Origin of the sequence: Deinococcus carri (genome assembly GCF_039545055.1) — a bacterium.
Classification (GTDB): Bacteria; Deinococcota; Deinococci; order Deinococcales; family Deinococcaceae; genus Deinococcus; species Deinococcus carri.
This window is the reverse complement of the sequence record NZ_BAABRP010000001.1, coordinates 526,082-550,754: the sequence shown is the minus strand read 5'-3', so window position 1 is coordinate 550,754 and position 24,673 is coordinate 526,082. Positions and strand designations below refer to the sequence as shown.

The following is a 24,673-nucleotide window of genomic DNA, read 5'->3' as shown; positions in this document are numbered from 1 at the left end:
GTTGAGGACGTAACCCACACCTGTTGGGCAGACTGGGAGCATGAGCAGTGTTACCTTCGCATATGCGCCGCCTTCTCCCTCTGCTGCTCCTCGCGCCCCTCGCCAGTTGCAATCAACCCATGACCGTCGTTCAGATTGTCAGTGTGACGGTCAGCGCCGACGTTCTGGCAGCCTGCGGCGAGGTGAAGTGGAACGAGGCGGCCTTAGTCTGGGTCAGCGGCAACCCGGAGAAGGTCCTCAGGTATCTGCCCACGGACAGCTCTGCTGCGTCGTTTGTCCCCGTCGACCTGCAAGGCCGGGCCGCGCTCCTGCGGCAGGCTGGGCGGTACGAGCTGCTCAACACGACGCACGTCAACCTGGGCGGCCTGGATTCCACCTTCACCTGCATGAAGACCGGCCAGACGGTCCGGGCCAACGCCACTCTGAACAGCATCGGCAATTCCGCGCTGACCGTGCTGAACATCGAGGATGGGCAGCTCAAGGCAGAATGGCACGTGGCCCTGCCCCCGGCGTGATCTGCTGTCCCCCGCCCGGTGCCGCCTTTCGCCGCGCCTAACCCTGTTAGCCTCGCCGGATGAACCGCACGACGAAGATTGCCCTGGGCAGCGTGGTGGTGGCCGCCGTCGTGCTGGGCCTCAAGTTCCTGGCCTACCTGCTGACCGGAAGCGTGGCGCTGTACTCGGACGCGCTGGAAAGCATCATCAACGTGGCGGCGGCACTGACCGCCCTGATCGCCCTGCGGGTGGCGGCCCGCCCCGCCGACGCCAATCATCCCTACGGCCACAGCAAGGCGGAATACTTCAGCGCCGTGGCCGAGGGGGTGCTGATCGTGCTGGCGGCCGTCAGTATCGCGCGGGAGGCGATTCCGGCCCTGCAACACCCCCGCGCGGTGGACGCGGCCCCTGCCGGGCTGCTGGTGAACCTGGGCGCGGGGGTGCTGAACGCGCTGTGGGCCGGGGTGCTGCTGCGGGAAGGTCGGGCGGCGCGCTCCCCGGCGCTGCTGGCCGACGGCAAACACATCCTGACGGACGTGGTGACGAGCGTCGGCGTGCTGGTGGGGGTGCTGCTGGCGGGCCTCACCGGGCTGCACTGGCTGGACCCGCTGCTCGCGCTGCTGGTGGCGGTGAACATCCTCTGGAGCGGCTGGGGCCTGATGCGCGAGAGCGTGGGCGGCCTGATGGATGCGGGGGTGGATCCGGTGACCGAGATCCGCATTCGCCAGGTGATGAGCGAACACGCCGAGGGCGCGCTGGAAATGCACGACCTCCGCACCCGGCACGCGGGCAGCATGACCTTTGTCGAGTTCCACCTCGTCGTGCCGGGCACCATGAGCGTGCAGGAGGCCCACGCCATCTGCGACCGCCTGGAAGACGCCATCCAGTCCGAACTGCCCGGCGCAAGCGTGACCATCCACGTCGAGCCGCAGGACAAGGCCAAGCATCACGGGGTGCTGGTGTTGTAGAGCGTTCAGCGTTCAGCTGTCAGCAGGGGTAGCCAGAGGGGGTGTGGTCATATAGAAAAAGTCGGGGAGACGGCCAGAATTGCTCTCCTGGCCGCCTTCCCGCCTTGCGGTCTTAGTGGGTGCTCTGGCTGGGGCGCTGGCTGTCGCCCATGCCTTCCTCGGGGGTGTAGGTCAGGCACTGCGCCATCTGGCCGCTCATGGCGACCTCGATCTGCCCGGCGTGGCACTCGTGCTGCTCGTTGTAACGGCAGCTGGTGGCGTCACAGCGCCCCACGATGCTGCTCTGCTGGTTGTTGCGGGTGTCGTTCATGGTGTGGCCTCCTGCGGGCAGCGTGCGCCGAAGCGGCAGAAGCAACCGTAACAGCACCCCCTAAATGAAGATTGGCCTACAAATCTGACTTCTCCGCTTGCCTTTCTTTGTCGCAGGGGTGTCATACGGATTCCGGCCCCAGCCGTTCTCCTTCGGGAAAACGCCGAAGGCTCACTCCATTCTGGAATCCGTCCTTTTCCTTCTCTGCTGCGCAGCTCTGCGAGTCCTTCCAGTCGGGTTTCCCAGTTATGGCATCACTGTTCAACCGGAATCCGTATCAGTTCATCAAGGTGCTGCGGATGCCCTGGGCGCAGGCCACCCGGTGCGCGACGGCCTGTGCGCCCAGGGTGCCCTGCTCGCGCAGGCCCGCCGCGACGACTTCCACTTCCGCCCAGTGGTGGCGCAGGGCAGCGCGGGCGCGCGCCTCCAGCACGGTCAGGTAGGCGTCCTGCACCTCGGCCTCCTCGGGCTGCGTGAGGGCCGATGCGAGCAGGGCACGGGCATCCCGGCTCCCTGCGCCTTCCGGCAGAGATACGCCCAGCAGCCGCGCCGCCGCCGCCCCAGCGAGGGCCACCAGCACCACTTCCTCCAGCAGCGCGCGGTTGGTGGCGAGCGCCTGGGGATGCAGCTGGGCCGCGAAGGCCACGCCACCTTCCAGGGTCACCTGCTCCAGTCGCAGCGGTGCTCGCGGGTGCAGGTGCGCCAGCACGGCCTCGGCGGCCAGCAGCAGCGAGCGGGTGCGGGGGTCGGTGTGGGTATGCGCCTGAGTGGCGGGAGCAGTGAAGGTTCTGGTCATAATCCCGAGTCCTGGACTCAGGATAGAGAAATCAAGCCGAGAAAACAGGACGGCTGCCCTGTTTGTCCAGGCAAGCAGGCCAGGCTCGGCGGCTACACCTCCAAGTCGCCCCTGGCCTTGCGGAAGCGGTCTTCCAGAAACCGCTGGTGGGTCAGCAGGTCCTGGCCGCCGGTCCGGGCCGTGTTCGCCAGGATGTCCTGCACGGCGTTCAGCAGAATATCGAGCTGTTCGCGCAGCAGGTCGCGGCCCGTCTTGCCGTCCTGAAGGGGCGCGGTCCCCGCGAGCGTGGGCGGCAGCTTGAGGTAGGCCTGGACAGCGGTGGGCGCGTACTCGTCACGCACGGCGCGGGCCAGATACGCGGCCTCGCTGCCCGATTGGCCCAGCCGGTCCAGGGCGGCCAGGGCCTCGCGGGTCCGCAGGTTCAGGGCGGCAAGCTGCGCGCGGGCCTCCCCCGGCAGACGCTCGTCGTGAAGAAACGTGCCGAAGAGGTCGGGGGCGGCAGGCGGGGGCGCGGGGGGCGGCGTTTCCAGCCTGGCCCTGGCCTGCCTGCGGGCCTCGCGGCGGGCTTCCCTGGTGGCCACCTTCCCGGCGCGGGAACCGAAATCGCCCACCGGCAACCCACCCGCCTGTTCGGGGAGGGACGGGAGGGAGGGCGGCGGGCCGAGGGGAGCGGCATTCTTTTCACCCATCCAGGCAAAAGCGGCGGTCAACAGCCAGATCATGCCCATCACGGCCAGCGGGATCAGCAGCCACCCGGCGTCCAGCGCCATGAAGAACACGCCCGCGACGAGGCCCACCAGCAGCGCGGGCCAGTGCGCCCGCCAGCGGTGAAAGGCCTGCGTGCCGAAAAACCCCAGCAGCATCCCCGCCGCCGGATGAACGACCCAGCCCGCCCCCAGCACCGCCAGCAGGACCAGCAGCCCCGCCGCCAGCGCCACCGGCTGCCACTCCCGGCCCCGCCGCCCGAAGATCACCGAGGCATAAAAGGCCAGCGCCAGAGCGGCCAGCGGCTGCACCACCCAACCCAGCGCACCTAACACGGCCTCTTTCCCCCCGGTATTCCCTCAGACATGCCCCACGTTACGCTTCCCGGCCGGCCAGAGTTCCCCACAAAGCGAAGGGGGCCAGAGCATTTCGCCCCAGCCCCTGCTTTTTCATGAGTAAAAAGACCCCCAGGGCGGCCTGGGGGTCTCCTCGCTTCTCGCTTAGCTCGGCCCTGCGGGCGGCGATTACTTCCTGAAGCTCGGGTTCAGCACCTTCTTGCGCAGGCGGATGCTCTGCGGCGTCAGCTCCACCAGCTCGTCGTCCGCGATGTATTCCAGCGCGTCTTCGAGCGAGAGGCGCTTGGGCGGAACCAGGGTCAGGGCCTCGTCGGCCCCCGCCGAGCGGACGTTGGTGAGCTTCTTGTTCTTGCAGACGTTGACGTTCATGTCCTGCTCGCGGGCGTTCTCGCCCACAATCATGCCCACGTACACGTCCTGCCCGGCGTCGATGAAAAAGGAGCCGCGGTCTTGCAGCTTGAAGATGGAGTAGGCGAAGGCCACGCCGTCTTCCATGCTGACCAGCGAGCCGTTCTGGCGAGTCTTGAGTTCGCCGGCCCAGGGCGCGTAGCCGTCGAAGATGTGGCTCATGATGCCCTCGCCCTGCGTCATGGACAGGAACTGGGTGCGGAAGCCGAACAGGGCGCGGCTGGGAATCTTGAACTCCACGCGCACGCGGCTGCCCTGCGGCTCCATGTTCACCATCTGGCCCTTGCGCGCGCCCAGCACGCCGATCACGGTGCTGGAATGCTGCTCGGGCACGTCGATGACGAGGTGCTCGACCGGTTCGTGCTTGACGCCGTCGATCTCACGCACAATCACCTGGGGGCTGCCCACCTGCACCTCGTAGCCCTCGCGGCGCATGGTTTCCAGCAGGATGCTGAGGTGCAGCTCGCCGCGGCCCGACACGATGAACTCGTCCGGGCGGACTTCCTCGACCTTCAGCGACACGTTGGTCATCACCTCGCGCTTGAGGCGGTCGTTGAGGTGGCGGGAGGTGACGTACTTGCCCTCCTTGCCCGCGAAGGGGCTGGTGTTGGGCTGAAACAGCATGGAGACGGTCGGCTCGTCCACGGTGATGATGGGCAGCGCCTCGGGGTCGGCCAGATCGGCCACCGTTTCCCCGATCTGCGCGTCCTCGATGCCCGCGAGCGCCACGATGTCCCCGGCCCCGACCTCGTCCACCTCGATGCGGCGCAGGCCCAGGTGCGTGAAGGGCTGCACCACGCGGGTTTTGGTCATCGTGCCGTCCTTGTGGATCAGTTGCACGAACTCGCCCTTTTTCACCTTGCCGCGCTGCACCCGCCCCAGCACGATGCGGCCCAGGTACTCGGAGTAGTCCAGGTTGGTCACGAGCATCTGGAAGGGCGCGTCCAGGTCCACCTTGGGGGCGGGGATGTGTTCGAGCACCATGTCGAACAGCTCGTGCATGTCGTCCTGGGGGTTGTCCAGGTCGCGGAAGGCCTTGCCCTCACGCGCGATGGCGTACAGGATCGGGAAGTCGAGCTGATCGTCGTTCGCGCCCAGTTCGGCCATCAGGTCGAAGGTGAGGTTGACGACTTCCTCCGGGCGGGCGTCTTGGCGGTCGATCTTGTTAATCACCACGATGGGCTTGAGGCCCAGTTCGAGTGCCTTGCGCAGCACGAAGCGGGTCTGGGGCATGGGACCTTCGGCCGCGTCCACCAGCACCAGCGCGCCGTCCACCATGCCCAGCACGCGCTCCACCTCGCCGCCGAAGTCGGCGTGTCCGGGCGTGTCCACGATGTTGATCTTGACGCCCTTGTACTCCACGGCCGTGTTCTTGGCGAGAATGGTGATGCCACGCTCGCGTTCGAGGTCGTTGCTGTCCATCGCGCGCTCGGCGATTTCCTCGCCGTGCTTGAGTTCCAGCGTCTGCTTCAGCAGGCCGTCCACCAGCGTGGTCTTGCCGTGGTCGACGTGCGCGATGATGGCGATGTTGCGGTATTCCATATCTGCTCCCTTAACTTGGAGCGGTTAGCCTTCAGCCTTCAGCCTTTGGCCTTCTGCTCTCGTAGGCACGAAAAAGCCCGCCGCACGGCTCTTCTTCGGACCATCTCGTCGGAAGGGCTGGCGTGGGCGGGACACCCAAAAAAAGATTCTAACAGATGAGGCGGCCCCCGCGTCAGGGGCCTGTCACACTGCCGGAGCCGAGGCGGGCGGGTGGTTAGAAGCGCACGCTCGCCAGCACCTTGCTGAACAGGGCGCTGCTGGCGGCGTAGCGTTCGGGGGTATCGGTGATCTGGAAGGAGTAGAGGTTCCTGGCCCCGTTGCCGAACCAGATGCGCAGGCGCAGCTTGCCCTTGGGGTGGGTCAGGCTGTACTCGCGCTCGGTGCCGCCCACGCCGCCGTAGCGCGCGGCCTTGCTGCTGAGCTGGGTGAGGGTGCCGCCAGTCTGCTTGACCCCCGCCTCGAAGTTGCGGAACTCGGCGTTCACGTCGGCGGGCTTGCCGTTCTTGGGCATGAACAGCAGCCGGATCATGGCGGCGGGCGGCTGCTTGGAGGACACCAGGCTCACGCCACTCGCCCCGTCGTCGAACTTCACGCCGAGCCAGCCCTTGGGCAGGCTGACGGTAAAGGGCAGGCGGGCATCCTTGAAGGGCACCAGCGTCTGTGCGCCCGCGGTGCCGGACAGCGCACCGCCCAGCAGGGCCGCGCCGAGGGAAATGGGCAGGAAAGCCTTCATGACCCCTACCGTACCGCAGCGGGATGAGTCTGCCCCAACGCCGAGCATCAGCCCCACATCAGGCCAGCCCCTCAGCGCGCGACGACGGCCACGTATACCTGACCCACCCCCGCCGCCTGAAGCGCGTCCCGGCAGGCCTTTAAGGTACTGCCGGTGCTCATCACATCATCGACCAGCAGGACTGGGCCGGGGGGCAGACGCCGGGCGTCGGCCTGGAAGGCCCCGGCGAGGTTCGCCGTCCGCTCGTGGGCGTGCAGCCGGGCCTGCTGCGCGGTGGCGCGGGTGCGGCGCAGGGCCGGGACACAGGGCACCGCCAGGGCCGCCGCGACCGCCTGGGCCAGCAGCGCCGCCTGGTTGAACCCCCGTTCCCGCTCGCGCCGGGAATGCAGCGGCACGGGGACCACCGCTCCGACCTGCCACGCGGCTGGAACCCCGGCGGCCAGTGCCCCACCCAGCACTCCGGCCAGGTCACGCGCGCCGCCGAACTTCAGGGCATGCACCGCGCGCCGGGACACGCCCCGGTACGGCCCCAGCGTGACGAGGTGCGGGGCGGAACGGGCCGACAGGGGCGAGTGGGCCTCCAGGCGGGGGATCAGCCCGGCGCGGCAGGAGGCACACAGGCCCGCCTCCCGCCCGAGCTGCCGGTTGCAGCCGGGACAGCGGCGCGGCAGCAGCGCCCGCAACAGGTCGGGCACGGCGGGCACGCTAGACCTCCCCAGCCAGTGCGAGTTCGTCGACGAACAGGGGCGGCGTGGTCGCCTCCACACGCTGCCACACGTCCGCCAGGGCGTCGGGGTCGAGCAGGGGGGCGGCCAGCGACAGGCAGGTGAGGTGGTGGGCGCACACCAGCCGCACGCCCAGGTCGCCCAGCCGCGCCTGCTCGCTGGGGGTCAGCAGCGCGGCAAAGGCCGCCGGGTCGCCCAGGGCCGCGTGTCCGCCCTGGCGCAGCGCCGCGCGCAGAAAGGCCGCGACCTCGGCGGGGTTCAGCCAGAAGCCGAACATCAGTTCGTCCGACAGGGCCTCCAGCCGCTGAAACAGCCGGGGGTCCAGGCCCTCGCGGACCAGCCGCCGGGCGAGGTCCTGGCGTTCGAGCCGCCGCGCCGCGTACTCCGCGACACTCAGCCGCTCCCCCGGTGGCCGGACACGCCCACCCACCGCCGCGCGCAGGCGGTAGGCCAGGACATACCCCTGGAACTCCCGCAGCATCTCCCCCACGCCCTCCGCGCTCATCCCGCCATTCTAGAGGGCATGACCCCCAGGGCGGCGCTCCGAAAGGTTGTCGCAGGCTTTTATCTCAACCGGAGGCGAGGGCTTCCTTGGCCCGGAGTGAGGGGCCTGGCGGGTCACACGCCCCCTCACCCGTTGCTTCGCAACGCCCTCTCCCCCTGCGGGAGAGGGTCAAAAGAGCGAACACGTGAAGGCATCAGCGAATCGACTCTTCTCTGCCAGAGGCGTCCTGAACCCAGTTGAGATAAAAGCCTGCCTGAGGTTGTCGAACCTTGCTGGGCCGGACGAAGTGAGAAGCCGTGGTAAGGGCGGCGTGAAGTGGAGTTGCTGCCTAGGACACGCGGCAACGTAACAGAGCACCGCCCTAGGGGACGTTGCGCCGTTCGGCTGGGCGACGGGACAAAGGCCTCATGTTCGCCCCGTAGGCTGAGCGACGTAATGACAGTTCAGCCAGGCCGGGGCGAGGCACCCGTGGCCTGACTCCGCCCCCCCGCGCCAGGAGAGTGAAGAGGAATGCAGCTCCTCAGACAGGCCCATCCCTTCGAATACCGCGACCACCGGGGCGTGGACCGGCTCAGCACGGTGGACGTCTGGACCAACCCCAGCGGCGAGCGGGCCGTGCTGGTGCTGCGTGGCCTCCCTCACGGCGACGACGCGGAGGCCCAGGCCCGCCGGGCGCTGCTGGCCCTGACCCACGGCTGCCTCCCGTATCTGCTGCGCCCCGACGTGCGCCTGCATGTCCTGGTGCTGCGCCCGCAGGCGGAGGGAACGGTCAAGGCGCGGGCGCTGGTGCTGCCGCTCAGCGCCTGACGCCATCCCGCGCGCCAGCACAGCTTATTCCAGCACGTACTTCACGCCTTCCTCGAAGGCGACGCGGTGAACGTCCGCGCGGGGCAACACCAGGTTGCGCCGCCAGGGCACCCAGTCGGTCTGCCCGGTGGAGGAGCGCAGAAAGCCGTGCAGGCCGACTTCCACCGCCCGCGCCTCGCCCTGGAGCCAGGCGGTCAGAACGGCGCGCACCGCCTCCGGGTCGCGCAACGGCCCGGTCAGCCGGGCGGAGGGGACGGACGCACCCAGGTCGCCGTGCGGCGCATACAGGTCCACCGTGAAGCCCTCAGCGGCGCGCAGCACGCCCAGAGCCGCGTCGCGGGAAAGGGGGCGGGCAAAGGTGACGTGCAGGTCGAGGTCGAAGCCGCGCACCCCCTTGTCGGTGCGGGCAGAGGTGGGAGGGGTCGCCATAACAGGAGGGTAGCGCGCAGAAGGCGGGCGTCAAGCGGTGGAGGTGATACCGCCTCCGATGGAATCGTTCACGCCGTGATTCCATCCGGGCAGAGCGAGAAGGGGGAAAGTCGGGTCAGGGCCGGGAGAATGGCACCCCGTTGTACCGCCAGGGGACGGGCGACCCGGGGTCACTTCCCTCGACGGTCAGGGTATAGGTTTCCTTCCCCACTTCCCTGCGCGTCATGGTCACGTCGTTCCAGCCGCGGCGAAGTTGCACGTTGACCAGAAACGTCTGCTGCCAGGTGCCGGGGGCGTGCCAGGTCGTCCCGTACTTTCCGGTGCAGACCTTCCAGCCGCTGAGCCGCACGTCACGGTCCGAGTAGACCAGGAGGGGGTGAGGCTTATCCCAGTCCCAGCTCAGGCCCCCTTCCGGGGAGCGCCGCAGCGCGGGGAACGGCGGCACCGGCGAGAGCTGCGGCGCGAGGCTCCTGGGCGCGCTCGGAAACAGCAGCAGGTCGGCGGACCAGGAGACGCGGGCCGCCGCATCCGACGTGGCGAATGTTCCAGGCGCACAGGTTTCCTGTTCCGCGAACGTCGGGAGGGGCAGCAGCGCCTCCACCGCGGGCCGGGTATATGAGGGGACCACCTCGGCCATAACGCTGAAGTGCCCGTCCTCCCCGACCATCCCCACGGCCTGCTGCTCCAGGCGAATCTCAGCTGTTTGCCCGGCGGGCCAGTCTGACGCCGTGCCCGACAGGTTCAGGGCCTCGCCCAGAAAGCTCTGGCGCAGGGGGGGCAACTCGGTCGTCGTGGGCCGCGGCGACTGCTGACAGCCCACCAGGCCGAGGGCCGCGATGCCCAGCATCAACACACGCTTCATGCCCGCACGTTAACAGGTGGGAACGGCGGGCAGGGCAGAATTTGCGGTGTCTTTTCCTTCCTAGCGCCCCAGCCCCTCGCCCCAGGCCACCTCTGCCGCCCACTCCGGATGGTCGATCAGGGGATTGCGGTTGCCCTGGCGGGCGAAGATGGCCGCGTTGCGGTGCCGCTCCCAGTCGGCGGGCGGGTCGGCCGCGTGCCAGGCGAGCAGGGTTTGCAGGTGCCGCTCGCCGTACTGCCGGACCACGCCGGGATAACGCAGCAGGAAATAGAGGGTGGCGCGGGACGCCGCCCCCTTGCCGTGCGCGGGTTCGAACTCGCCGGGGTCGCGCCGCCCGCAGTCGCTGCGCAGGGCCTCCCCGTAGTCGGGGAAGTCGAAGTAGGGCGTGTTGCCCCGGAAGGAATTGCACCCCGGCTCGCAGGCGAAGAGGTGGTGCAGGTCGCCGCGCATCGGCTCGCGCTTGCCGAACCACGACTGCGGCACCACGTGTTCGCAGTTGTACAGGAGCGCCTCTTCGAGCGCCTCCACGCTGAGGCTCTCGCGGGCGGCGAGGGCAGTGCGGCGTTCCTGCGCGGCGCGGTCGGCAGCGATCAGTTCCTGCGGGGTGTGTTCGCGGGCCGAATAGAGGCTGCGCAGCTTCCCGTCCGGCCAAAGGTCCACCCAGGGGTACAGCTCGTCCGCCGGGTCGTAGCCGGGCGTGCGGACATGGGTGCGCGTCACGAGTTCCGACAGGGCCAGGAAGCGGGCCTGCGGGGTGCCGCCTTCCGGGAGGCCCGCGTAGTAGGCCGCCGCGTGTTCGGCATCCTGCGGGTCGAGGTAGGGCCGGACAGGTGGCGGAACCGGGACAGGGGGTCCCGCCTCTCCCCCACCCACCCGCAGCCGCAGGGTCACGGGCAGGCTCGCTACGCCGTCCGCACCCACAGTGACAGCGCCCAGGTCCAGCACGCGGGCGGCCTCGGCCCCACTCCGTATTTCGGGCGTGCCCACCACGGGCGGGCGGTTGGCGGCCAGCACCTCCGCGACCAGGGCATTTCCGGCAGCATCCGGCCTGGCGCGCAGGTCCTCCACGATGCGGCTGATGCGCACACCCTCGTTGGCGAGCCAGTCGATCAGGGTGTCGGGGTCGCCGGGCTGGAGGGGCTGTCCGTCACGGCGCAGGGTGCGGCCCTGGGCGTCGGTGCGGGGCACACCGCTGTGGTGCAGCGCCACCACCTCCCAGGTGTCGTTGAACACGGGGCTGCCGCTGGAGCCGGGCGCGGTGTCCGTCTCGTAATGCAGGAAGTCGGGCAGCAGGTCCACCAGCCGGTTCTCGCGCAGCGCCACCTGCTTCGGCTCGCCGCTGGGGTGCTGGATGATGCTCAGGGCCTCGCCCACCAGCACCTTGCCAGTGGTGCCGAAGAGGGGCAGCCAGCCGAAGGCGGAGGTGTCGCCCCGCACCGCCACCAGCGAGTAGTCCAGCGGCGCGGAGGTCAGAAAGAGGGCGTCGGGGTCGAGGCTGAGCGTCACCCGGTCGCGCAGGGTGCCGTCGGCCCGCAGCTCGTAGTTGAATTCGATGACGGACGTGCGCGCGGCACCCGCGTCCTCCAGCACGTGATGGTTCGTCAGGATGGTGTGGGGACCGCACAGCCAGCCGGTGCCGTAGCCCAGGGTGCGCCCCCGCCCGTCTTTCAGCACGATGCGTCCGACCGCCCGCGAGGCCGACCGCGCCAGGTCCAGGTACGCCACCCCCAAGAGGTCGTTCGCGCCGATGACGCGCTCTAGCGGGAGCCGGGTGTCCTCGGGGAGGCGGGCGGCGACGGTCAGGGCATCCGCCTGCCCCTCGGTGATGGCCCGCGCATCGGCCAGGGGCACACCCAGACGGGTCAGGCGGGCCTCCACCCGCGCCTGCGAGTCGGCAGCAAGTGGTCCCCCCGCGTCCAGCCGGGCCTGGCACTGCCCCCGCTCCGGGTCGCGGCGGACGAAGCGGGCCTGCGTCTGTGCCAGCACCTCACGCGGAATGTCCATGCGTCAGGCTAACGGGCCAGGGTGAGGAGGGTAACGGCGGAAAGCTTTAGTCACGTCCACCCGGTGGCCCAGCCAGGCAGCGGGACTGCCCGCACCCCCCGCGGGAGCCAACACCAGCGCCCGTTCGTGTGGAACAAACTACAGAAAAAAGGGCCAGGCAACGTAGCCCGACCCTTTGAAAGCAAGTAAAGTAGGCGCAACCGGGGCGGCGAGAGGGCTTATCTCAGGGCTTGAATAAGGGCCGCCAGGCCACTGAGAACCGCACCGAGCGCCACGAGAATCGCGGCAATTTCAGCAGGCTTCAGTGGCTTCCGGCGGGGTTTTTTGGTACGCTTACGATGGTTAGTCTCCACGTACCACCCCCTTTCCGAAGCGCCCGGAGTCACGATCCGGGCGCTTCCACGCTCCGTTCGTTGTTCCCCCTCGCTCTCCCCGGTTGTCATGCGCCCCGTCCCTTACGGGACACCCTGATTCTAGCCCCATCCGGCGTGCCCCAGCATGGTTCCAGGGCACGCCAGATGGGGCTACCGCACCGGCACGCCCAGCACCTCGCGCCCGCCCAGGTAGGGCCGCAGCGCCTCCGGCACCCGGATGGTTCCGTCGGCCTGCTGGTGGTTTTCGAGGAGGGGCACCAGGATGCGCGGGGCGGCGATGCCCGTGTTGTTGAGGGTGTGGGCGTAGACCAGTTTGCCCCCCTCGTCGCGGTAGCGCAGGCCGGTGCGGCGGGCCTGCCAGTCGCCCAGGTAGGAGCAGGAGTGTGTCTCGCGGTAGACCTGTTCGCTGGGCACCCAGGTTTCGATGTCGTACATCAGCACCTTGCCCGCGCCCATGTCGCCGGTGCAGTTCTGGACCACGCGGTAGGGCAGCTCCAGCGCCCGCAGCAGCGCCTCAGCGTTCTCCAGAATCACGCCGAACCAGCGCAGCGCCTCGGCCTCGTCGGCGTGGGTCAGCACGTACTGCTCGACCTTGCGGAACTCGTGGACGCGGATGAGGCCCCGCACGTCCCGCCCCGCCGACCCCGCCTCGCTGCGGAAGGCGGCGCTGATGGCGGCGTAGGCCAGCGGCAACTGGTCGCTCTGGAGCTGCTCGCCCGCGTACAGGCTGTTGACCGGAACCTCGGCCGTGCCCGCCAGCATCAGCTCGTCGCCCTCGATCTTGTAGACCTGATCCTCGCCGCCGGGAAAGTGACCCGAGGCGACCAGGGTTTCGGGGCGCACCAGCGCGGTGGTGCTCAGCGGCGTGAGGCCGCGCCCGCGCAGAAAGTCCATCGTGAACATCAGCACGGCCATCTCCAGCAGCACCGCGTCGCCCTTGAGCAGGTAGGAGCGGCTGCCCGAAACGCGCGCCACACGCTCGGGGTCGGCCCAGCCCTGGCGTTCGAGGAGTTCCACATGGTCGAGGGGCGGGAAGGAAAACTCGGGCAGCTTCCCCTCGCGGCGCAGTTCGACGTTCTCGGAGTCGTCCTGGCCGACCGGCACGCTGGGGTGCGGGATGTTGGGCACGCGCAGCAGCAGTTGCCGGAGCTGGTCCTCGTGGGCACGGAGTTGCGGCTCCAGGCCCTTGAGTTCCTCGGCCAGGTCCTTGCCCTTCTGGAGCAGGTGGGGGCGTTCCTCGGGGGTGGCCTTCGGGACCAGCTTCGCGTTCGCGTTGCGCTCGGTCTGCATCGCCTCCACGCGCTGCTTGAGGGCCACCAGCTCGCGGTCGAGGCGCAGCAGCTCGTCGAGGTCGAGATTCACGCCCTTGACCTCGATGGCGTGCTTCACGGACCCCGCGTTCTCACGGATAAATTTGAGGTCGAGCATCACAGCCTCCAGAGACGGTCAGCCGTCTGCAAGAAAAGCGAGGGGCCGCCCCTGAGCTTCAGGCCAGCCATCAGTCGGCCTCCACCGTGCGGGGCACGCGCACAAAGCCGCCTTGCATCTCGGGGGCGAGGGCAGCGACGACGGCGGGGGTAAACGCCTCGCCGGGCAGGTCGTCCCGCAGCACGTTCACGAGGTCCACCGGGCGCTGCATCTCCTCCACGCCCTCCGTGTCCACGGCGCTGAGCTGCTCGAAGTAGCCCAGGATGCTGTTGAGGTCCGAGCGCATGGCCTCCCGCTCCTCCGGGGTAAGTTCCAGCCGCGCGAGGCGCGCGAGATGTTCGACCTGGGCCTCGTCGATCATGACGGGATTCATCATGAAAGGGAGTATACGGGTGGCCTGAAGGCAGACTCATACACGGTCAGCGGCGGCGGGAGACGCTGGGGCATGACTTCCAGACTGTTGCTGACGCTGGCCCTGACCTGGGGCAGCCTGGCCGGTGCCATCGGTGTGAACGACATCCCGGCCCTGCCCCCCGGTGCGGCGACGCCCGCCCCCGCTCCCGCACCGGCCCTGCCTGCCCCCGCACCCGTGACACCCACCGCACCCGTCACCCCGCCCACCACCGTCCCCAGCACCACTCCCAGCCCCGCCCCCTCCAGCCTGCCCGTCGGTCCCGCGCTGGGACAGGCGCACCAGGCGGCCCTGCGCGGCCCCGCCACGCTGACCAGGGGAACGACGGGCGAATGGACGCTGCAACTCACCAACACCGGGCAGACGCCGATTCACCTCGAACACGGCGCATGTGATCTGAAGTTCGAGGTATTGAACGCCGCCGGAAACATCGTGCGGCCCGTGGTGAACAACACCGTCTGCACCATGCAACTGGTGATCACCGACGTGGCTCCGGGCGAGACGGGGAACGTGCTGACCCTGCGCTGGGACGGCAAGGACGCGAGCGGCAACCCGCTGCCCGCGGGCACCTATACGCTGCGCGCGGCCTTCTGGGACCGTCAGGTCAGCATCCGGCCCCCTGCCGTGCAGGTCACGCTGCGCTGACCCCCGGCGGCAGACAGGCCCTCCTCTGTCCGGCGGTGAGGGGGCGCTTTTGTGGTCCCAGGGCGGCGCTCCGTTCCGTTGCCGCGAGTCCTGGGCGGCCACTCCACTGCGCGCCACCCTCATCACGGTTTCTCATACTGATTCCGATTGAAGGGTGTTGAAAACACCCGGAAATCCGACCAGAGGGAGAAGGAACAAGGGCGGATTTCGGGAGATGGATGAACAGGCGGTGCCCTCCCGACTGTTCAGGAATTGGACGGAATCCGTATCACTCCGTTCGGCTCAGAAAGGTTGCCGAACCTTTCTGAGCGCCGCCCTAGCGTGCAACCTCTCACCCACGCGGCGCGTACTGTGGGACATGAGCGCCGACAAGCCCAGCTCCCCCAAATCTGGTCCCCTCACGCCGCCCGACTCGCTGCTGCACGCGCCCGAGGCCGTCCCCGCCGTCCCCGCGCAGGACGCGCCGGATATGGTGCCCCTCTCGGAGGAGGACCGCGCGCGGCTGGACACGCTGGCCCGCGCCTTCGTGGAGGACGTGCTGCACGCGGGAACACACAGCCCCGAGTTCAAGCGCAAGCTGGACGCCGTGCATAACCTGGGCGTGCCCGAGCAGCGCGCGGCGGCGCAGGTGTCGAGCCGGATGCTGGAGCGCCCGCTGCGGACGACCAGAGCCGGGGCACTGGCCGAGGGCAGCGACATCCTGAAGGGCCTGACCGACCTGCGCCGCACGGTGGAGGACCTCGACCCCAGCCGCACGCCGACCGTGCGCGGCTTTTTCGGCAAGTTGCCGGGGGGCCGCAAGGCGCAGAACGCTTTGGACCGCTACCAGAGCGCCCAGAGCCACCTGAACGCCATCCTGGAGACGCTCTACCGCTCCCAGGACGAGTTGCGGCGCGACAACGCCAGCATCGAGACGGAAAAGGTCCACCTCTGGGAGACGATGCAGAAGCTGCGGCAGTATGCCCACGTCGGCAAGGCGGTGGACGACGCGCTGACGGGGCGGCTCGCCACACTGGAACAGAGCGACCCCGAAAAGGCCCGCCTCGTCCGCGAGGAACTCCTCTTTGCCGTGCGCCAGCGCGTGACCGACCTGCTGACGCAACTGGCAGTGGGGATTCAGGGCTACCTCGCGCTGGACCTGGTGCGGCGCAACAACCTCGAACTGATCAAGGGCGTGGACCGGGCCACCACCACCACCGTCAGCGCGCTGCGAACCGCCATCATGGTCGCACAGGCCCTCGGCACCCAGCAGGCGGTGCTGGGACAGGTCACCGCGCTCAACGACACGACCGGGCGCATGATCGGTTCGACCGCCAGCCTGCTGCGCCAGCAGTCCACCGAGATCCAGAAGCAGGCGGGCAGCGCGACGGTGGACCCGCAGGTTATCCAGGCCGCCTTCCGCGAGGTGTACGGCGCGCTCGACGCCATCAGCACCTACCGCACCCAGGCCCTCGACCGCTTCAGGGACACCATTCAGGTCCTCGACCGTGAGGTGGGTCACGCCCAGACGTACCTCGACCGCGAGCGGCAAAGCGCCTCGCGCGAGGTGGCGCAGGGGCTGAACGTGACGGAAAAGGGGGACCTGAAGCTTTGAACCGCCGGGCCGCCCTGCTGCACGCCCTCGCCGACCGGCTGGAGGCCCAACCTGCCCGCCCGATGCTGCGCGTGGCCGTCGACGGTGTGGACGGCGCAGGCAAGACGACCTTTGCCGACGAACTCGCGGAGGTGCTGTGGGCGCGGGGGCGGACGGTCATCCGCGCGTCCGTGGACGGCTTTCATGCGCCCCGAGCCGTGCGCTACCGGCGGGGCCGCACCTCGCCGGAAGGCTTCTACCGCGATTCCTACGATTATCCGGGCCTGCGGGCGGCGCTGCTGGACCCGCTGGGGCCGGGTGGCTCGCGGCGCTACCGGACGGCCATCTTCGACCACACCGCCGACGCCCCGCTGGAGACCCCGGAGCAGACCGCCGCAGAAGGCAGCCTCCTGCTTCTCGACGGGCTGTTTCTGCACCGCCCGGAACTGCGGGACGTGTGGGACGACTCCATTTTCCTGCAGGTGGACTTCGAGATTTCCGTGCCCCGTGGGGCGGCGCGGGGGCCGGGCTACGGTTCCCCCGACCCGCGTGCAGAGTCCAACCGCCGCTACGTGGAGGGGAATCGCCTGTACTTCCGCGAGGCGCAGCCGTGGGAACACGCGGGCGTGGTGGTGGACCAGGGCGACCTGGATGCGCCGTTCGTGGTCCGGGCCGCGACCTTAACCTGAATAGAGCAGGGCATGAGCGCCCCGCCAACAGGCCATGAAGCGCATCCGGCTGGCAGCGTCCGGCAGGGGCGACGACAATCGGGGCGAGGTTCCCCATGCCCAAAGGCCGCTTTCTCGACCGCCGGGACGCCGGACGGCAGCTCGCATCCCGGCTCCTTGCCCTGCACGCCTGGCCCGACACCACCGTGCTGGCCCTCCCGCGCGGCGGCGTACCCGTCGCCTGCGAGGTGGCCATGGCCCTCGGCGCACCCCTGGACGTGTTCCTGGTCCGCAAGCTCGGCGTGCCGGGGTACGAGGAGGTGGCGATGGGGGCCATCGCCTCGGGCGGCGTGCGCGTCCTGAACGAGGATGTGGTGCGCCGCGCAGGGGTATCGCCCCAGGCCATCGCCGCCGTTGAGGAGCGCGAACAGGCCGAACTCGCCCGCCGCGAACGCGCCTACCGCGAGGGGCGCACGCCCGCCCTCATCCAGGGCCGCACGGTGCTGCTGGTGGACGACGGCATCGCCACCGGAGCGACATTGCGGGCGGGACTGAAGGCGCTGCGCACCCTCTCCCCCACCCGCGTGGTGGTCGCCGTGCCGGTCGCCCCGCCCGAGGTCTGCCGCGCGCTGCGCTCGGAGGCCGACGAGGTGGTGTGCCTCCTCACCCCGCCGGACTTCGTGGCGGTGGGCCAGTTCTACCGCGACTTTCACCAGACCAGCGACGAGGAGGTGCGCGAGGCACTGACGCGCGCCGCCTCACCTTCAGAGAAGGAGTGAAACCATGACCCAGCGTACCCACCCCGAAGCTGCCCTTCTTCAGGCCCTGCGTGAGGCGGCCCGCCCCCTGACCGGGGCATCGAGCGACTACGACGAACTGCTGGACCGCATCGGGGACGCACGCTTCGTGCTGATCGGCGAGGCCTCGCACGGCACCCACGAGTTCTACCGCGAGCGGGCACGGCTGACCCGGCGGCTGATCGAGGAAAAGGGCTTCACGGCGGTCGCAGTGGAGGCCGACTGGCCCGACGCCTACCGCGTGAACCGCTACGTGCGCGGCCAGGGCGAGGACGAGAGTGCCCTGGAAGCCTTGCGCGATTTCCAGCGCTTCCCGAAGTGGATGTGGCGCAACGAGGACGTGCAGGGGTTCGTGGAGTGGCTGCGCGACCACAACGAGCGGCATCCGGACGCCCCGGCGGGGTTCTACGGCGTGGACCTCTACAGCCTGCACCGCTCGATGAACGCGGTGGTCGAGTATCTGGAAGAGGTGGACCCGGAGGCAGCGCAGCGGGCCAGGAAGCGCTACGCCTGCTTCGACCAGTTCGGGGAAAACCCGCAGGCCTACGGCTACGCCACCGAATACGGCCGCCGGGAACCCTGCGAGGACGCCGCCGTGCAGCAGCTCCTCGAACTCCAGCGGCGCGAGGCGGAATTGAGCCAGGGGCCGCTGGGCGAGGACGAACGCTTCTACGCCGAGCAGAACGCGCGCCTGGCGAAGAACGCCGAGAATTACTACCGGTCGATGTTCCGGGGCCGCGACGAGTCCTGGAATATCCGCGATTCTCATATGGCCGAGACGCTCGAAGCTCTGGCCGGGCACGGCGAGAGCCAGGGCCGCCCGCAGAAAATCGTGGTCTGGGAACACAACTCGCACCTGGGGGACGCCCGCGCCAGCGAGATGGGCTGGCTGCGCGGCGAACTCAATGTGGGGCAGCTCGTGCGCGAGCGCTGGCCGGAGGAGACGTTCATCATCGGCCAGAGCACACACCACGGCACTGTCACCGCCTCGGACGACTGGGACGAACCCGCCCGCACCAAGCGCGTGCGCCCCGGCCTCCCCGGCAGCGTCGAGGACCTGTTGCACGAGGTCGGAGGGGGTGACTTCTGGCTCGACCTGCGAGGGCAGAACGCCGGGACGGATGGCCTGCGCGACGAGCGTCTGCAACGCTTCATCGGCGTCATCTACCGCCCGGAAACCGAGCGCTGGAGCCACTACGTCCACACCCGCCTGAGCGACATGTACGACGCCCTGCTCTACTTCGACGAGACGAGCGCGGTGGTGCCGCTGGACGGAACGGCGGGGAATGAGCAGGAGGGAGAGGTGCCCGACACCTTCCCGACGGGGGAGTGAGGCTCTTTCACACCCTCAGAGCCTGTTTTAAAAGTTTGGCGGATGCCCTCATTTCGCCGTAGAACACGAGCTTTTTGCTCTTCCTTGTGGGGGAGGCTGGGACTGGTACAACTCCGCAGGAGAGGGGGGAACGGGCAGGCCCTCCCAACGCACTCCGCCTGTAATGGGGACCCTTTTAAAACACACCCTCAGGGACGAGGCCCGCCGTTCCAGAGCGTCTTGAGTTTCCCGGTGACGAGGTTGATGGTCGGTCCCTGTCCCCTATCGTCCCGCAGGGCCAGATGCACGTCGTTCCCGTAGAAGACCCATTTGGGCTGATAACCCCAGCTCAGGAAAGGGCCGTCCATGGAGCCACAGGCGCGGCAGTCGGCAGCGTTCGGCACCACCTCCGCGAAGTTCAGGTCCGCCGTGACCCGCCCCTGAAGGTCGTAGATCACCACGGCGTGACGGGGGCGGCCATAGCCAGCGTGGTTGTCCAGGGTGACCACCTGCCCGCGGGGGCTGAGGTACACGCGGGCGGGGGTATTGACCAGCCGCCGTTTCCAGAGGGTCTTGAGGGTACCATCCGGCTGAAGCTGCACAAGTTCGCCCCAGCTTTCCCGCGCCGAGGCCCGGCTCTCGTCCACACCGCGCGGCAGCAGCTTGAACCCGTAGGAGCCATAGTCCGACCCGACCAGCAGCGGCCGGGGGGCGAGGTAAGAGTTCGCCTGCGCCTGGGTGGGTACCGCAGCCAGCAGCCCGGCCAGCACGCTCATGAGGGGACGCATTCCTCAGGATAGCCGGGACGCGCTGACCCCCCGCTTACCCCCCCCGCGCCTCCACCTCGGCCTGTTTCTCGCCCCAGGCTTCCATCTTTGCCGTGAGTTGCGCTTCGAGGTCATGCGCCGCCTGGCCCAGCGTCACGAAATCGGCGTCGGGCGCGGCGCTGGCGAGGGCCACCTGGGCGTCCATGAGTTCGGCCTCCAGGCGGGCAATGTCGGCCTCGATGGCCTCCACCTCGCGCTTGAGATGCCACAGGCCCTTGCCCTTGGGGGCGGCGGGTTTCGGGGCAGGTTTGGCCTCGGCCTTCACCTCTTCCGGCGGCGCGGGGCGGTGTTTGGCCTTGTAGTCCTCCCAGCCGGGATACTCGTAGAACTGGCCGTCCTCGATCAGCCAGATGCGGTCGGCCAGGCCCTCGATAAAGGCGCGGTCGTGGCTGACCATCAGCAGGGTGCCGGTGTAGTGACCCAGCGCGTCTTCCAGCGCCTCCACCATCTCCATGTCGAGGTGGTTGGTCGGCTCGTCCAGCACCAGCAGGTTGTGATCCTCCTGCGCGAGCTTGAGCAGCGCGAGGCGGGCGCGCTCGCCGCCCGAGAGGATGCGGGCGGGCTTGTCGTGCTGGTCGAAGGGGAACATGAAGGTGCCCAGCAGGGTGTGGGCCTCGTGGTCCTTCTGCACGTACTCGCGCGCCACGTCGTAGAGGGTTTCAGCGGGGTCCACGCCACGCAGGGCCTGGTCGTAGTAGCCCACGCTGACGCGCGCCCCGGTGAGCACGCGGGCGCGGGGGTCATCGCTGGGAATCAGGCCCAGCAGGGCACGCAGCAGCGTGGTCTTCCCCGCCCCGTTGCGCCCGATGATCGCCACCCGGTCGCCCCGGCGCAGTTGCACGTTCACGTCACGGAAGAGGGTCCGCCCGGCGAGCGTCTTGGTGAGGTGCCGGGCGTCCAGCACCACGTCGCCGCTCTCGGGGGCATGGAAGGTGATACGGGTGGTGCGTTCCTCGGGTGGGGGGGCGGCGGTCGCGCGGGCCTGCATCCGGTCCACGCGGGCCTGCATGGCCTTGGCCCGGCGGGCGAGCTTGCTCATGCCCAGGCCCCAGACCTTCATGCGGTCGGCGCTGGCTTGCAGGCTGGCAATTTGCTTGGCGTCCTGCTCGGCACGGGCGGCCTGCTGTTCGAGTTCGGCGTCGAGCGTCTCGCGGAAGGTGGTGTAGCCGCCCTTGTAGACGCTCAGGCCGCCTCCGCGCAGGTAGGCCGTCTCGTTCGTCACGGCGTCCAGAAAGGCGCGGTCGTGGCTGATGACCAGCACCGCGCCGGGATAGCGGCTCAGGAAGCCTTCCAGCCACTCCACCATCACGATGTCGAGGTGGTTGGTCGGCTCGTCGAGCAGCAGCACGTCAGGGTTCTCGACGAGCAGCGCGGCCAGGCCCAGGCGGGTGCGCTCGCCGCCCGAGAGGCCCGCGACAGGGTCCTGCTCGCGGCCCCGGAAGCCGAAGGCCAGCGTCACGGCCTCCTTGCGGCTGCGGCGCTCGAAGCCGCCGCGGCGCACGTAGTGTTCCAGCACTTCCTCGTGGTGCAGCACGCTCTCGGGGGTGCCGCTGCCCATCGCCTCGGCCGCCGCCGCGAGTTCGGCCTCCAGCGCGTCGAGGTCGTGGAAGGCGGCGTCCAGCACGCTGTCCACGGTCGCACCTGCGGGGAAGGTGGGGTCCTGCCTCAGCGCGCGGGCACGGACACCGGGGGCGCGGCGCACCGTTCCGCCGTCCGGCAGCACCTCGCCGGTCAGCAGCCCCAGCAGCGTACTCTTGCCTGCCCCGTTGCGGCCGACCAGCCCGACACGGTCGCCGGGTTGCACGGCAAAGGTGAGGTCCGACAGGACGGTGAGCGGTCCGTACTCCTTGGTAACGTCCTGAACGGCGACAAGCACGCCCCGCAGTATACGTTCTGCCCGCCTTCTCCCACGACAGGGCCAGCTCATTTTGTAGACTGGGGGGGATGAGAGCCGACGCCCGCTTCCCCGCGCTCCCCCTGCGTCCGGCTCTCGCGGCCCTGCTGCTGGGTTCGGGCCTGCTGGCCGGGGCACAGGGCGCACCGCTCACCGTGCAGCAGGCTCTGGGCCGGGTGGAGGTGCAGGACAGCAGCGGCACGTGGCGGGCGGTGAGTGGCAGCACGCCGGTCCGGCTGGGCCTGCGCACGGCCAGCGGGACGCCGGGGGGACGCGCGTGGCTGGCGAGTACGGCGGGGGGCCGGTCGGGAACCCTGCTGGTCGGCCCCGGATCGCAACTGCGGGTCAGCCAGGGCGAGGCGGACCTGCGGGGCGGCCAGTTTCTGCTGGGAGGGCCGGTCGGGGTGCATGTCCTGGGCAACCACCTGGTGCTGGAGCGGGGGGCGCAGGCGCGGGTGGACCTGGCGGACGGGACGCGGCGGGTGGCCCTGCTAGGGGGCAGCGCCCGCCTCGCGCTGGGATCGCGGGTCGTGCGGCTGGGGGCCGGGCAGCAGGTGGCGCTGAAAACCGGGCAGGTCACGCCCTTTGCCGAGACGGACCCGTGGTACGCCGCAGCGTTTACCGGGCCGGGCAGTGCGACGGTGCAGGCCACGCGCGGCCCGGTGTATGTCGCCAGCGGGGGAACCCGCAAGATCGCCGGGGTGGGCGAGGTGCTGCAAACCGGCGAGCGGCTGACCACCGGGGGCGGGGCCTGGGCGGAGGTCGGCTTTTCCGGCGGCGGGTATCTGCGGCTCCAGGCCCAGAGCGAGCTGACCGTGCGCGGCAACGAACGCACCGCCCGCGGCCCGGAAACCACCCTGCAACTCACGCGCGGCAGCGCCTGGAACGTGGTGTCCAGCACCCAGGCGGCCCCGGCCAGCCCCGCCATCGGCAGCACGGCCGCGCGGGGCAGCGTGTTCCAGGTGGAGGCGGGGCGGCTGGTGCGGGTCTTCGGCGGGCAGACGGGGACGGCGGGAGCCGTGCTGGCCGGCACGCCCGGCCCTTCCAACCCGGCTCTCGACGCCGAGCGCGCGCAGCCCCTCACCCTGGTGGTGGACCCGGTGACGCTCCCCCTGCGCGACCTGACCCTGAGCGCGGTCAGCCTGCCCGCCGCCCGCGTGACGGCCCAGATGGGACGGCGCAGCTTCCCGCTGACCTCCCTGGGGGGCGGACGCTTCCGGCTGGACACGGCCCCCGGACTGACCGAGGGTCCCCACACCGTCGTGGTGCGGGCCGAGTGGCGCGGCCAGGTGCGCACGCGGACGCTGCGGGTGACGCTGGACCGCACGCCACCCGTGCTGTCGGACCTGGGGGCCGAACAGGCCGGGAGCCTGCTGACCGTCAGCGGGACCGTGCGGGACGAGGAGGCCGGGACGGACCGGGCTTCCGTCGGCGTGACCGTGGACCTGGGCGGCGAGAGCTTCAGCCGCACCGTGGCGCTGACGGGGGGCAGCGGCACCTTCCAGTTTCCCCTGCCCGCCCCCGCTCCCGGCACGCCCGTGCGCCTGACGGTGCGGGACGCCGCGGGAAACGAGGCCCATGCGGTCCTCCCCTGAGCGGCTCACGCGCTACACGGTTCCGGCGGCGGCGCTGCTCGCGGTGGGGCTGGCACTGCTGCTGCCGGACAACGGCCGGTTGTGGGACACCCTCAACCGCGCCCTGCCCAGCCCGCCCGACCCACGGGTGGTGGTGGTCGGCATCGACGACGCCTCGCTGCGCGACTACGGCCGGCTGAGCGGGTGGCCGCGCGACCTGTACAGCCAGGCCCTGCGGACCCTGGACGAGGCCGGGGTGCAGACCATCGGCCTGGACCTGCGCCTGGGTGACCTGGCCCAGAACGAGGCGGGGCTGGCGGAGGTCTTCTCGCAGCCCAACGTGGTGCTGGCCGTCCGGCCCGGCGAGCGGCCGAGCCTGCCGGCGGGCTGGCGCGCGCCGCTGGGCGTCAGCACGCTCGATGCCGGACCGGGCGGCACGGTACGCACCTTCCAGACCGCCTACCCGGAGGGGGGCAGGCTGCGGCCCAGCTTCGCGCGGCAGCTCGCGGTGAGTGCGGGGCAGCCCGTTCCGCTGGACACCACGCCGCGCCTGCTGCGCCTCTTTCGCAGTGACCCGGCCCACCTGTCGGTGATTCCCTTCCGGGACGTGGTGAACGGCAACGTGCGCTTCGGGGACCTCCAGGGACGGGTCGTGCTGATCGGCCTGACCGCCGAGAGCCTGCCCCAGCCCCCCCGGCGTGACGCGGCGGGTGAGGCCACGCCCGCTGTTTTGCTGCACGCCCGCGCCGTCTCCACCCTGCTAGCCCCGCCGCTGCTGCGGCTGCCGCTGTGGCTCACGCTGCTGCTGTGCGTGACGGTCGCGGTGCTGGCGGTGCTGGTGCGCGGGCTGTGGGGCTTCGTGATTGCGCTCGCGGCGCTGGCCCTCGCGGTGCCACTGTGGCTGGTCAACGTGATGTTTCCGGGCATGACCGTCTCGCTGGCCGCGATACTGAGCACCGCGCTGGTGGCCCTGGAACGCTGGTGGACCCTGCGCAACCTGGGCACCCGCGATCCCCTGACCGGCTTCGGCAACCGCCTGGCCTTTACCCGCGCCGTCGAACACCGCTGGCCGGGCCGCGAGGGCCGCCCCATCGGCCTGCTGCTGGTGGACCTCAGCGGTTTTCGCCGGGTGAACGAAACCTATGGCCGCGCCGCCGGGGACGAGGTGCTGCGCGCGCTGGCCGCCCGTCTCCAGCTCCACAAGCGCCGGGGCGACATGGTCTTCCGCTGGGGACCCGACGAGTTCGCCGTCCTGCTGGACAACACCGGCCCCCGCGACCTCGACGCGCTGACCGAGGGCGTGCAGCAGACCCTGGAAGACTTCAGCTACCGCGACCTGCCCCTGCGCGCCAGCGTCGGCGGCGCGGCCACCAGCCCCGAGGTCCGCACCCCCACCGAACTGGTCGAGGCCGCCAGCCGCAGCCGGTACCGCCGGAAGTACCAGCAGGAACAAGGGGGCTAGGGGGGGAGCCATCAGCTTTCAGCAAGACGAAAAGGAGCCGCCAGCATCTCGCTGACGGCTGAG

Annotated in this window: 24 protein-coding genes; 10 read left to right on the top strand and 14 right to left on the bottom strand. The window is 69.8% G+C overall.

Annotation, left to right across the window (positions count from 1 at the left end; translation table 11 throughout):
• The first annotated feature begins 62 nt into the window (after positions 1–62).
• Positions 63–515 carry a hypothetical protein gene (locus ABEA67_RS02780; RefSeq protein ID WP_345460521.1) on the top strand — a complete coding sequence of 151 codons (453 nt, stop codon included), beginning with the start codon at positions 63–65 and terminating at the stop codon, positions 513–515.
• Positions 516–574: 59 nt separating this feature from the next.
• Positions 575–1,462 carry a manganese efflux transporter MntE gene (gene mntE, locus ABEA67_RS02775; protein WP_345460518.1) on the top strand — a complete coding sequence of 296 codons (888 nt, stop codon included), beginning with the start codon at positions 575–577 and terminating at the stop codon, positions 1,460–1,462.
• Between the two features lie 112 nt (positions 1,463–1,574).
• On the opposite strand, the gene ABEA67_RS02770 is transcribed toward mntE, so the two are convergent.
• The 7 genes from ABEA67_RS02770 to ABEA67_RS02740 all read right to left on the bottom strand — a co-directional run bounded on the left by ABEA67_RS02770 (position 1,575) and on the right by ABEA67_RS02740 (position 7,542).
• Positions 1,575–1,772: a DUF1540 domain-containing protein gene (locus ABEA67_RS02770; RefSeq protein WP_345460515.1), complete on the bottom strand. Its 198-nt coding sequence runs from the start codon at positions 1,770–1,772 to the stop codon at positions 1,575–1,577.
• 277 nt (positions 1,773–2,049) lie between these two features.
• A complete protein-coding gene (locus ABEA67_RS02765) occupies positions 2,050–2,568 on the bottom strand; it encodes a hypothetical protein (protein WP_345460512.1) in 519 nt (172 codons plus the stop codon).
• 92 nt (positions 2,569–2,660) lie between these two features.
• A complete protein-coding gene (locus tag ABEA67_RS02760; protein ID WP_345460509.1) occupies positions 2,661–3,608 on the bottom strand; it encodes a hypothetical protein in 948 nt (315 codons plus the stop codon).
• Between the two features lie 189 nt (positions 3,609–3,797).
• On the bottom strand, positions 3,798–5,579 hold the full coding sequence (typA, locus tag ABEA67_RS02755) for a translational GTPase TypA (protein WP_345460506.1): 1,782 nt from the start codon (positions 5,577–5,579) through the stop codon (positions 3,798–3,800).
• Between the two features lie 214 nt (positions 5,580–5,793).
• Positions 5,794–6,312 carry a hypothetical protein gene (locus ABEA67_RS02750; protein WP_345460503.1) on the bottom strand — a complete coding sequence of 173 codons (519 nt, stop codon included), beginning with the start codon at positions 6,310–6,312 and terminating at the stop codon, positions 5,794–5,796.
• 71 nt (positions 6,313–6,383) lie between these two features.
• Positions 6,384–7,007: a ComF family protein gene (locus ABEA67_RS02745; protein ID WP_345461786.1), complete on the bottom strand. Its 624-nt coding sequence runs from the start codon at positions 7,005–7,007 to the stop codon at positions 6,384–6,386.
• Between the two features lie 10 nt (positions 7,008–7,017).
• On the bottom strand, positions 7,018–7,542 hold the full coding sequence (locus tag ABEA67_RS02740) for a hypothetical protein (protein ID WP_345460500.1): 525 nt from the start codon (positions 7,540–7,542) through the stop codon (positions 7,018–7,020).
• Between the two features lie 510 nt (positions 7,543–8,052).
• Between ABEA67_RS02740 and ABEA67_RS02735 the strand changes: the two genes are divergently transcribed.
• Entirely contained in the window at positions 8,053–8,349 is a 297-nt protein-coding gene (locus ABEA67_RS02735) for a hypothetical protein (protein ID WP_345460497.1), read from the top strand.
• A 24-nt stretch (positions 8,350–8,373) separates the two neighbouring features.
• On the opposite strand, the gene ABEA67_RS02730 is transcribed toward ABEA67_RS02735, so the two are convergent.
• The 5 genes from ABEA67_RS02730 to gatC form a co-directional block, all read right to left on the bottom strand.
• Complete coding sequence (locus ABEA67_RS02730; protein WP_345460495.1) at positions 8,374–8,778, bottom strand: hypothetical protein; 405 nt, start codon at positions 8,776–8,778, stop codon at positions 8,374–8,376.
• A 115-nt stretch (positions 8,779–8,893) separates the two neighbouring features.
• Positions 8,894–9,640 (bottom strand): hypothetical protein, encoded by a 747-nt coding sequence (locus ABEA67_RS02725; RefSeq protein WP_345460492.1) that lies wholly within the window; start codon positions 9,638–9,640, stop codon positions 8,894–8,896.
• Positions 9,641–9,700: 60 nt separating this feature from the next.
• On the bottom strand, positions 9,701–11,644 hold the full coding sequence (locus ABEA67_RS02720; protein ID WP_345460489.1) for an endonuclease: 1,944 nt from the start codon (positions 11,642–11,644) through the stop codon (positions 9,701–9,703).
• A gap of 524 nt (positions 11,645–12,168) precedes the next feature.
• Positions 12,169–13,446 carry a serine--tRNA ligase gene (serS, locus tag ABEA67_RS02715; RefSeq protein WP_345460486.1) on the bottom strand — a complete coding sequence of 426 codons (1,278 nt, stop codon included), beginning with the start codon at positions 13,444–13,446 and terminating at the stop codon, positions 12,169–12,171.
• Between the two features lie 70 nt (positions 13,447–13,516).
• Entirely contained in the window at positions 13,517–13,807 is a 291-nt protein-coding gene (gatC, locus tag ABEA67_RS02710; RefSeq protein ID WP_345461782.1) for an Asp-tRNA(Asn)/Glu-tRNA(Gln) amidotransferase subunit GatC, read from the bottom strand.
• Positions 13,808–13,891: 84 nt separating this feature from the next.
• On the opposite strand from gatC, the gene ABEA67_RS02705 reads away from it, so the two are divergent.
• The 5 genes from ABEA67_RS02705 (at position 13,892) to ABEA67_RS02685 (ending at position 18,874) form a co-directional block, all read left to right on the top strand.
• Positions 13,892–14,503, top strand: coding sequence for a flagellar hook assembly protein FlgD (locus ABEA67_RS02705; RefSeq protein WP_345460484.1), 612 nt, complete (start codon positions 13,892–13,894; stop codon positions 14,501–14,503).
• 358 nt (positions 14,504–14,861) lie between these two features.
• Positions 14,862–16,097, top strand: coding sequence for a toxic anion resistance protein (locus ABEA67_RS02700; protein WP_345460482.1), 1,236 nt, complete (start codon positions 14,862–14,864; stop codon positions 16,095–16,097).
• Positions 16,094–16,765 (top strand): nucleoside/nucleotide kinase family protein, encoded by a 672-nt coding sequence (locus tag ABEA67_RS02695; protein WP_345460480.1) that lies wholly within the window; start codon positions 16,094–16,096, stop codon positions 16,763–16,765. The genes ABEA67_RS02700 and ABEA67_RS02695 overlap by 4 nt, the downstream gene beginning before the upstream one ends.
• Before the next feature lie 95 nt (positions 16,766–16,860).
• A complete protein-coding gene (locus ABEA67_RS02690) occupies positions 16,861–17,523 on the top strand; it encodes a phosphoribosyltransferase (RefSeq protein WP_345460477.1) in 663 nt (220 codons plus the stop codon).
• 4 nt (positions 17,524–17,527) lie between these two features.
• Positions 17,528–18,874 carry an erythromycin esterase family protein gene (locus ABEA67_RS02685; protein ID WP_345460474.1) on the top strand — a complete coding sequence of 449 codons (1,347 nt, stop codon included), beginning with the start codon at positions 17,528–17,530 and terminating at the stop codon, positions 18,872–18,874.
• Positions 18,875–19,062: 188 nt separating this feature from the next.
• Here ABEA67_RS02685 and ABEA67_RS02680 read toward each other — a convergent pair whose 3' ends face one another.
• Both ABEA67_RS02680 and abc-f read right to left on the bottom strand, forming a co-directional pair.
• The gene (locus ABEA67_RS02680) at positions 19,063–19,641 is read right to left on the bottom strand and encodes a hypothetical protein (protein WP_345460471.1); all 579 of its coding nucleotides are present in this window, start codon (positions 19,639–19,641) and stop codon (positions 19,063–19,065) included.
• Positions 19,642–19,675: 34 nt separating this feature from the next.
• Complete coding sequence (gene abc-f / locus ABEA67_RS02675) at positions 19,676–21,556, bottom strand: ribosomal protection-like ABC-F family protein (protein ID WP_345460468.1); 1,881 nt, start codon at positions 21,554–21,556, stop codon at positions 19,676–19,678.
• 68 nt (positions 21,557–21,624) lie between these two features.
• Here abc-f and ABEA67_RS02670 point away from each other — a divergent pair, with 68 nt between their 5' ends.
• Positions 21,625–23,169: a FecR family protein gene (locus ABEA67_RS02670; protein WP_345460465.1), complete on the top strand. Its 1,545-nt coding sequence runs from the start codon at positions 21,625–21,627 to the stop codon at positions 23,167–23,169.
• Entirely contained in the window at positions 23,153–24,610 is a 1,458-nt protein-coding gene (locus ABEA67_RS02665) for a CHASE2 domain-containing protein (RefSeq protein WP_345460463.1), read from the top strand. Before ABEA67_RS02670 ends, ABEA67_RS02665 begins: the two co-directional genes overlap by 17 nt.
• The last annotated feature ends 63 nt before the right edge of the window (positions 24,611–24,673 follow it).

Bases quoted from the DNA above. Each gene is read 5' to 3' on its own strand.
- ABEA67_RS02705 (WP_345460484.1), top strand. From the start codon at position 13,892: ATGACTTCCAGACTGTTGCTGACGCTGGCCCTGACCTGGGGCAGCCTG.
- gatC (WP_345461782.1), bottom strand. From the start codon at position 13,807: ATGATCGACGAGGCCCAGGTCGAACATCTCGCGCGCCTCGCGCGGCTG.
- ABEA67_RS02665 (WP_345460463.1), top strand. From the start codon at position 23,153: ATGCGGTCCTCCCCTGAGCGGCTCACGCGCTACACGGTTCCGGCGGCG.
- ABEA67_RS02780 (WP_345460521.1), top strand. From the start codon at position 63: ATGCGCCGCCTTCTCCCTCTGCTGCTCCTCGCGCCCCTCGCCAGTTGC.
- ABEA67_RS02750 (WP_345460503.1), bottom strand. From the start codon at position 6,312: ATGAAGGCTTTCCTGCCCATTTCCCTCGGCGCGGCCCTGCTGGGCGGT.
- ABEA67_RS02770 (WP_345460515.1), bottom strand. From the start codon at position 1,772: ATGAACGACACCCGCAACAACCAGCAGAGCAGCATCGTGGGGCGCTGT.
- typA (WP_345460506.1), bottom strand. From the start codon at position 5,579: ATGGAATACCGCAACATCGCCATCATCGCGCACGTCGACCACGGCAAG.
- ABEA67_RS02740 (WP_345460500.1), bottom strand. From the start codon at position 7,542: ATGAGCGCGGAGGGCGTGGGGGAGATGCTGCGGGAGTTCCAGGGGTAT.
- serS (WP_345460486.1), bottom strand. From the start codon at position 13,446: ATGCTCGACCTCAAATTTATCCGTGAGAACGCGGGGTCCGTGAAGCAC.
- ABEA67_RS02685 (WP_345460474.1), top strand. From the start codon at position 17,528: ATGACCCAGCGTACCCACCCCGAAGCTGCCCTTCTTCAGGCCCTGCGT.
- ABEA67_RS02700 (WP_345460482.1), top strand. From the start codon at position 14,862: ATGAGCGCCGACAAGCCCAGCTCCCCCAAATCTGGTCCCCTCACGCCG.
- mntE (WP_345460518.1), top strand. From the start codon at position 575: ATGAACCGCACGACGAAGATTGCCCTGGGCAGCGTGGTGGTGGCCGCC.
- ABEA67_RS02730 (WP_345460495.1), bottom strand. From the start codon at position 8,778: ATGGCGACCCCTCCCACCTCTGCCCGCACCGACAAGGGGGTGCGCGGC.
- ABEA67_RS02690 (WP_345460477.1), top strand. From the start codon at position 16,861: ATGCCCAAAGGCCGCTTTCTCGACCGCCGGGACGCCGGACGGCAGCTC.
- ABEA67_RS02735 (WP_345460497.1), top strand. From the start codon at position 8,053: ATGCAGCTCCTCAGACAGGCCCATCCCTTCGAATACCGCGACCACCGG.
- ABEA67_RS02670 (WP_345460465.1), top strand. From the start codon at position 21,625: ATGAGAGCCGACGCCCGCTTCCCCGCGCTCCCCCTGCGTCCGGCTCTC.
- ABEA67_RS02680 (WP_345460471.1), bottom strand. From the start codon at position 19,641: ATGCGTCCCCTCATGAGCGTGCTGGCCGGGCTGCTGGCTGCGGTACCC.
- ABEA67_RS02720 (WP_345460489.1), bottom strand. From the start codon at position 11,644: ATGGACATTCCGCGTGAGGTGCTGGCACAGACGCAGGCCCGCTTCGTC.
- ABEA67_RS02725 (WP_345460492.1), bottom strand. From the start codon at position 9,640: ATGAAGCGTGTGTTGATGCTGGGCATCGCGGCCCTCGGCCTGGTGGGC.
- ABEA67_RS02765 (WP_345460512.1), bottom strand. From the start codon at position 2,568: ATGACCAGAACCTTCACTGCTCCCGCCACTCAGGCGCATACCCACACC.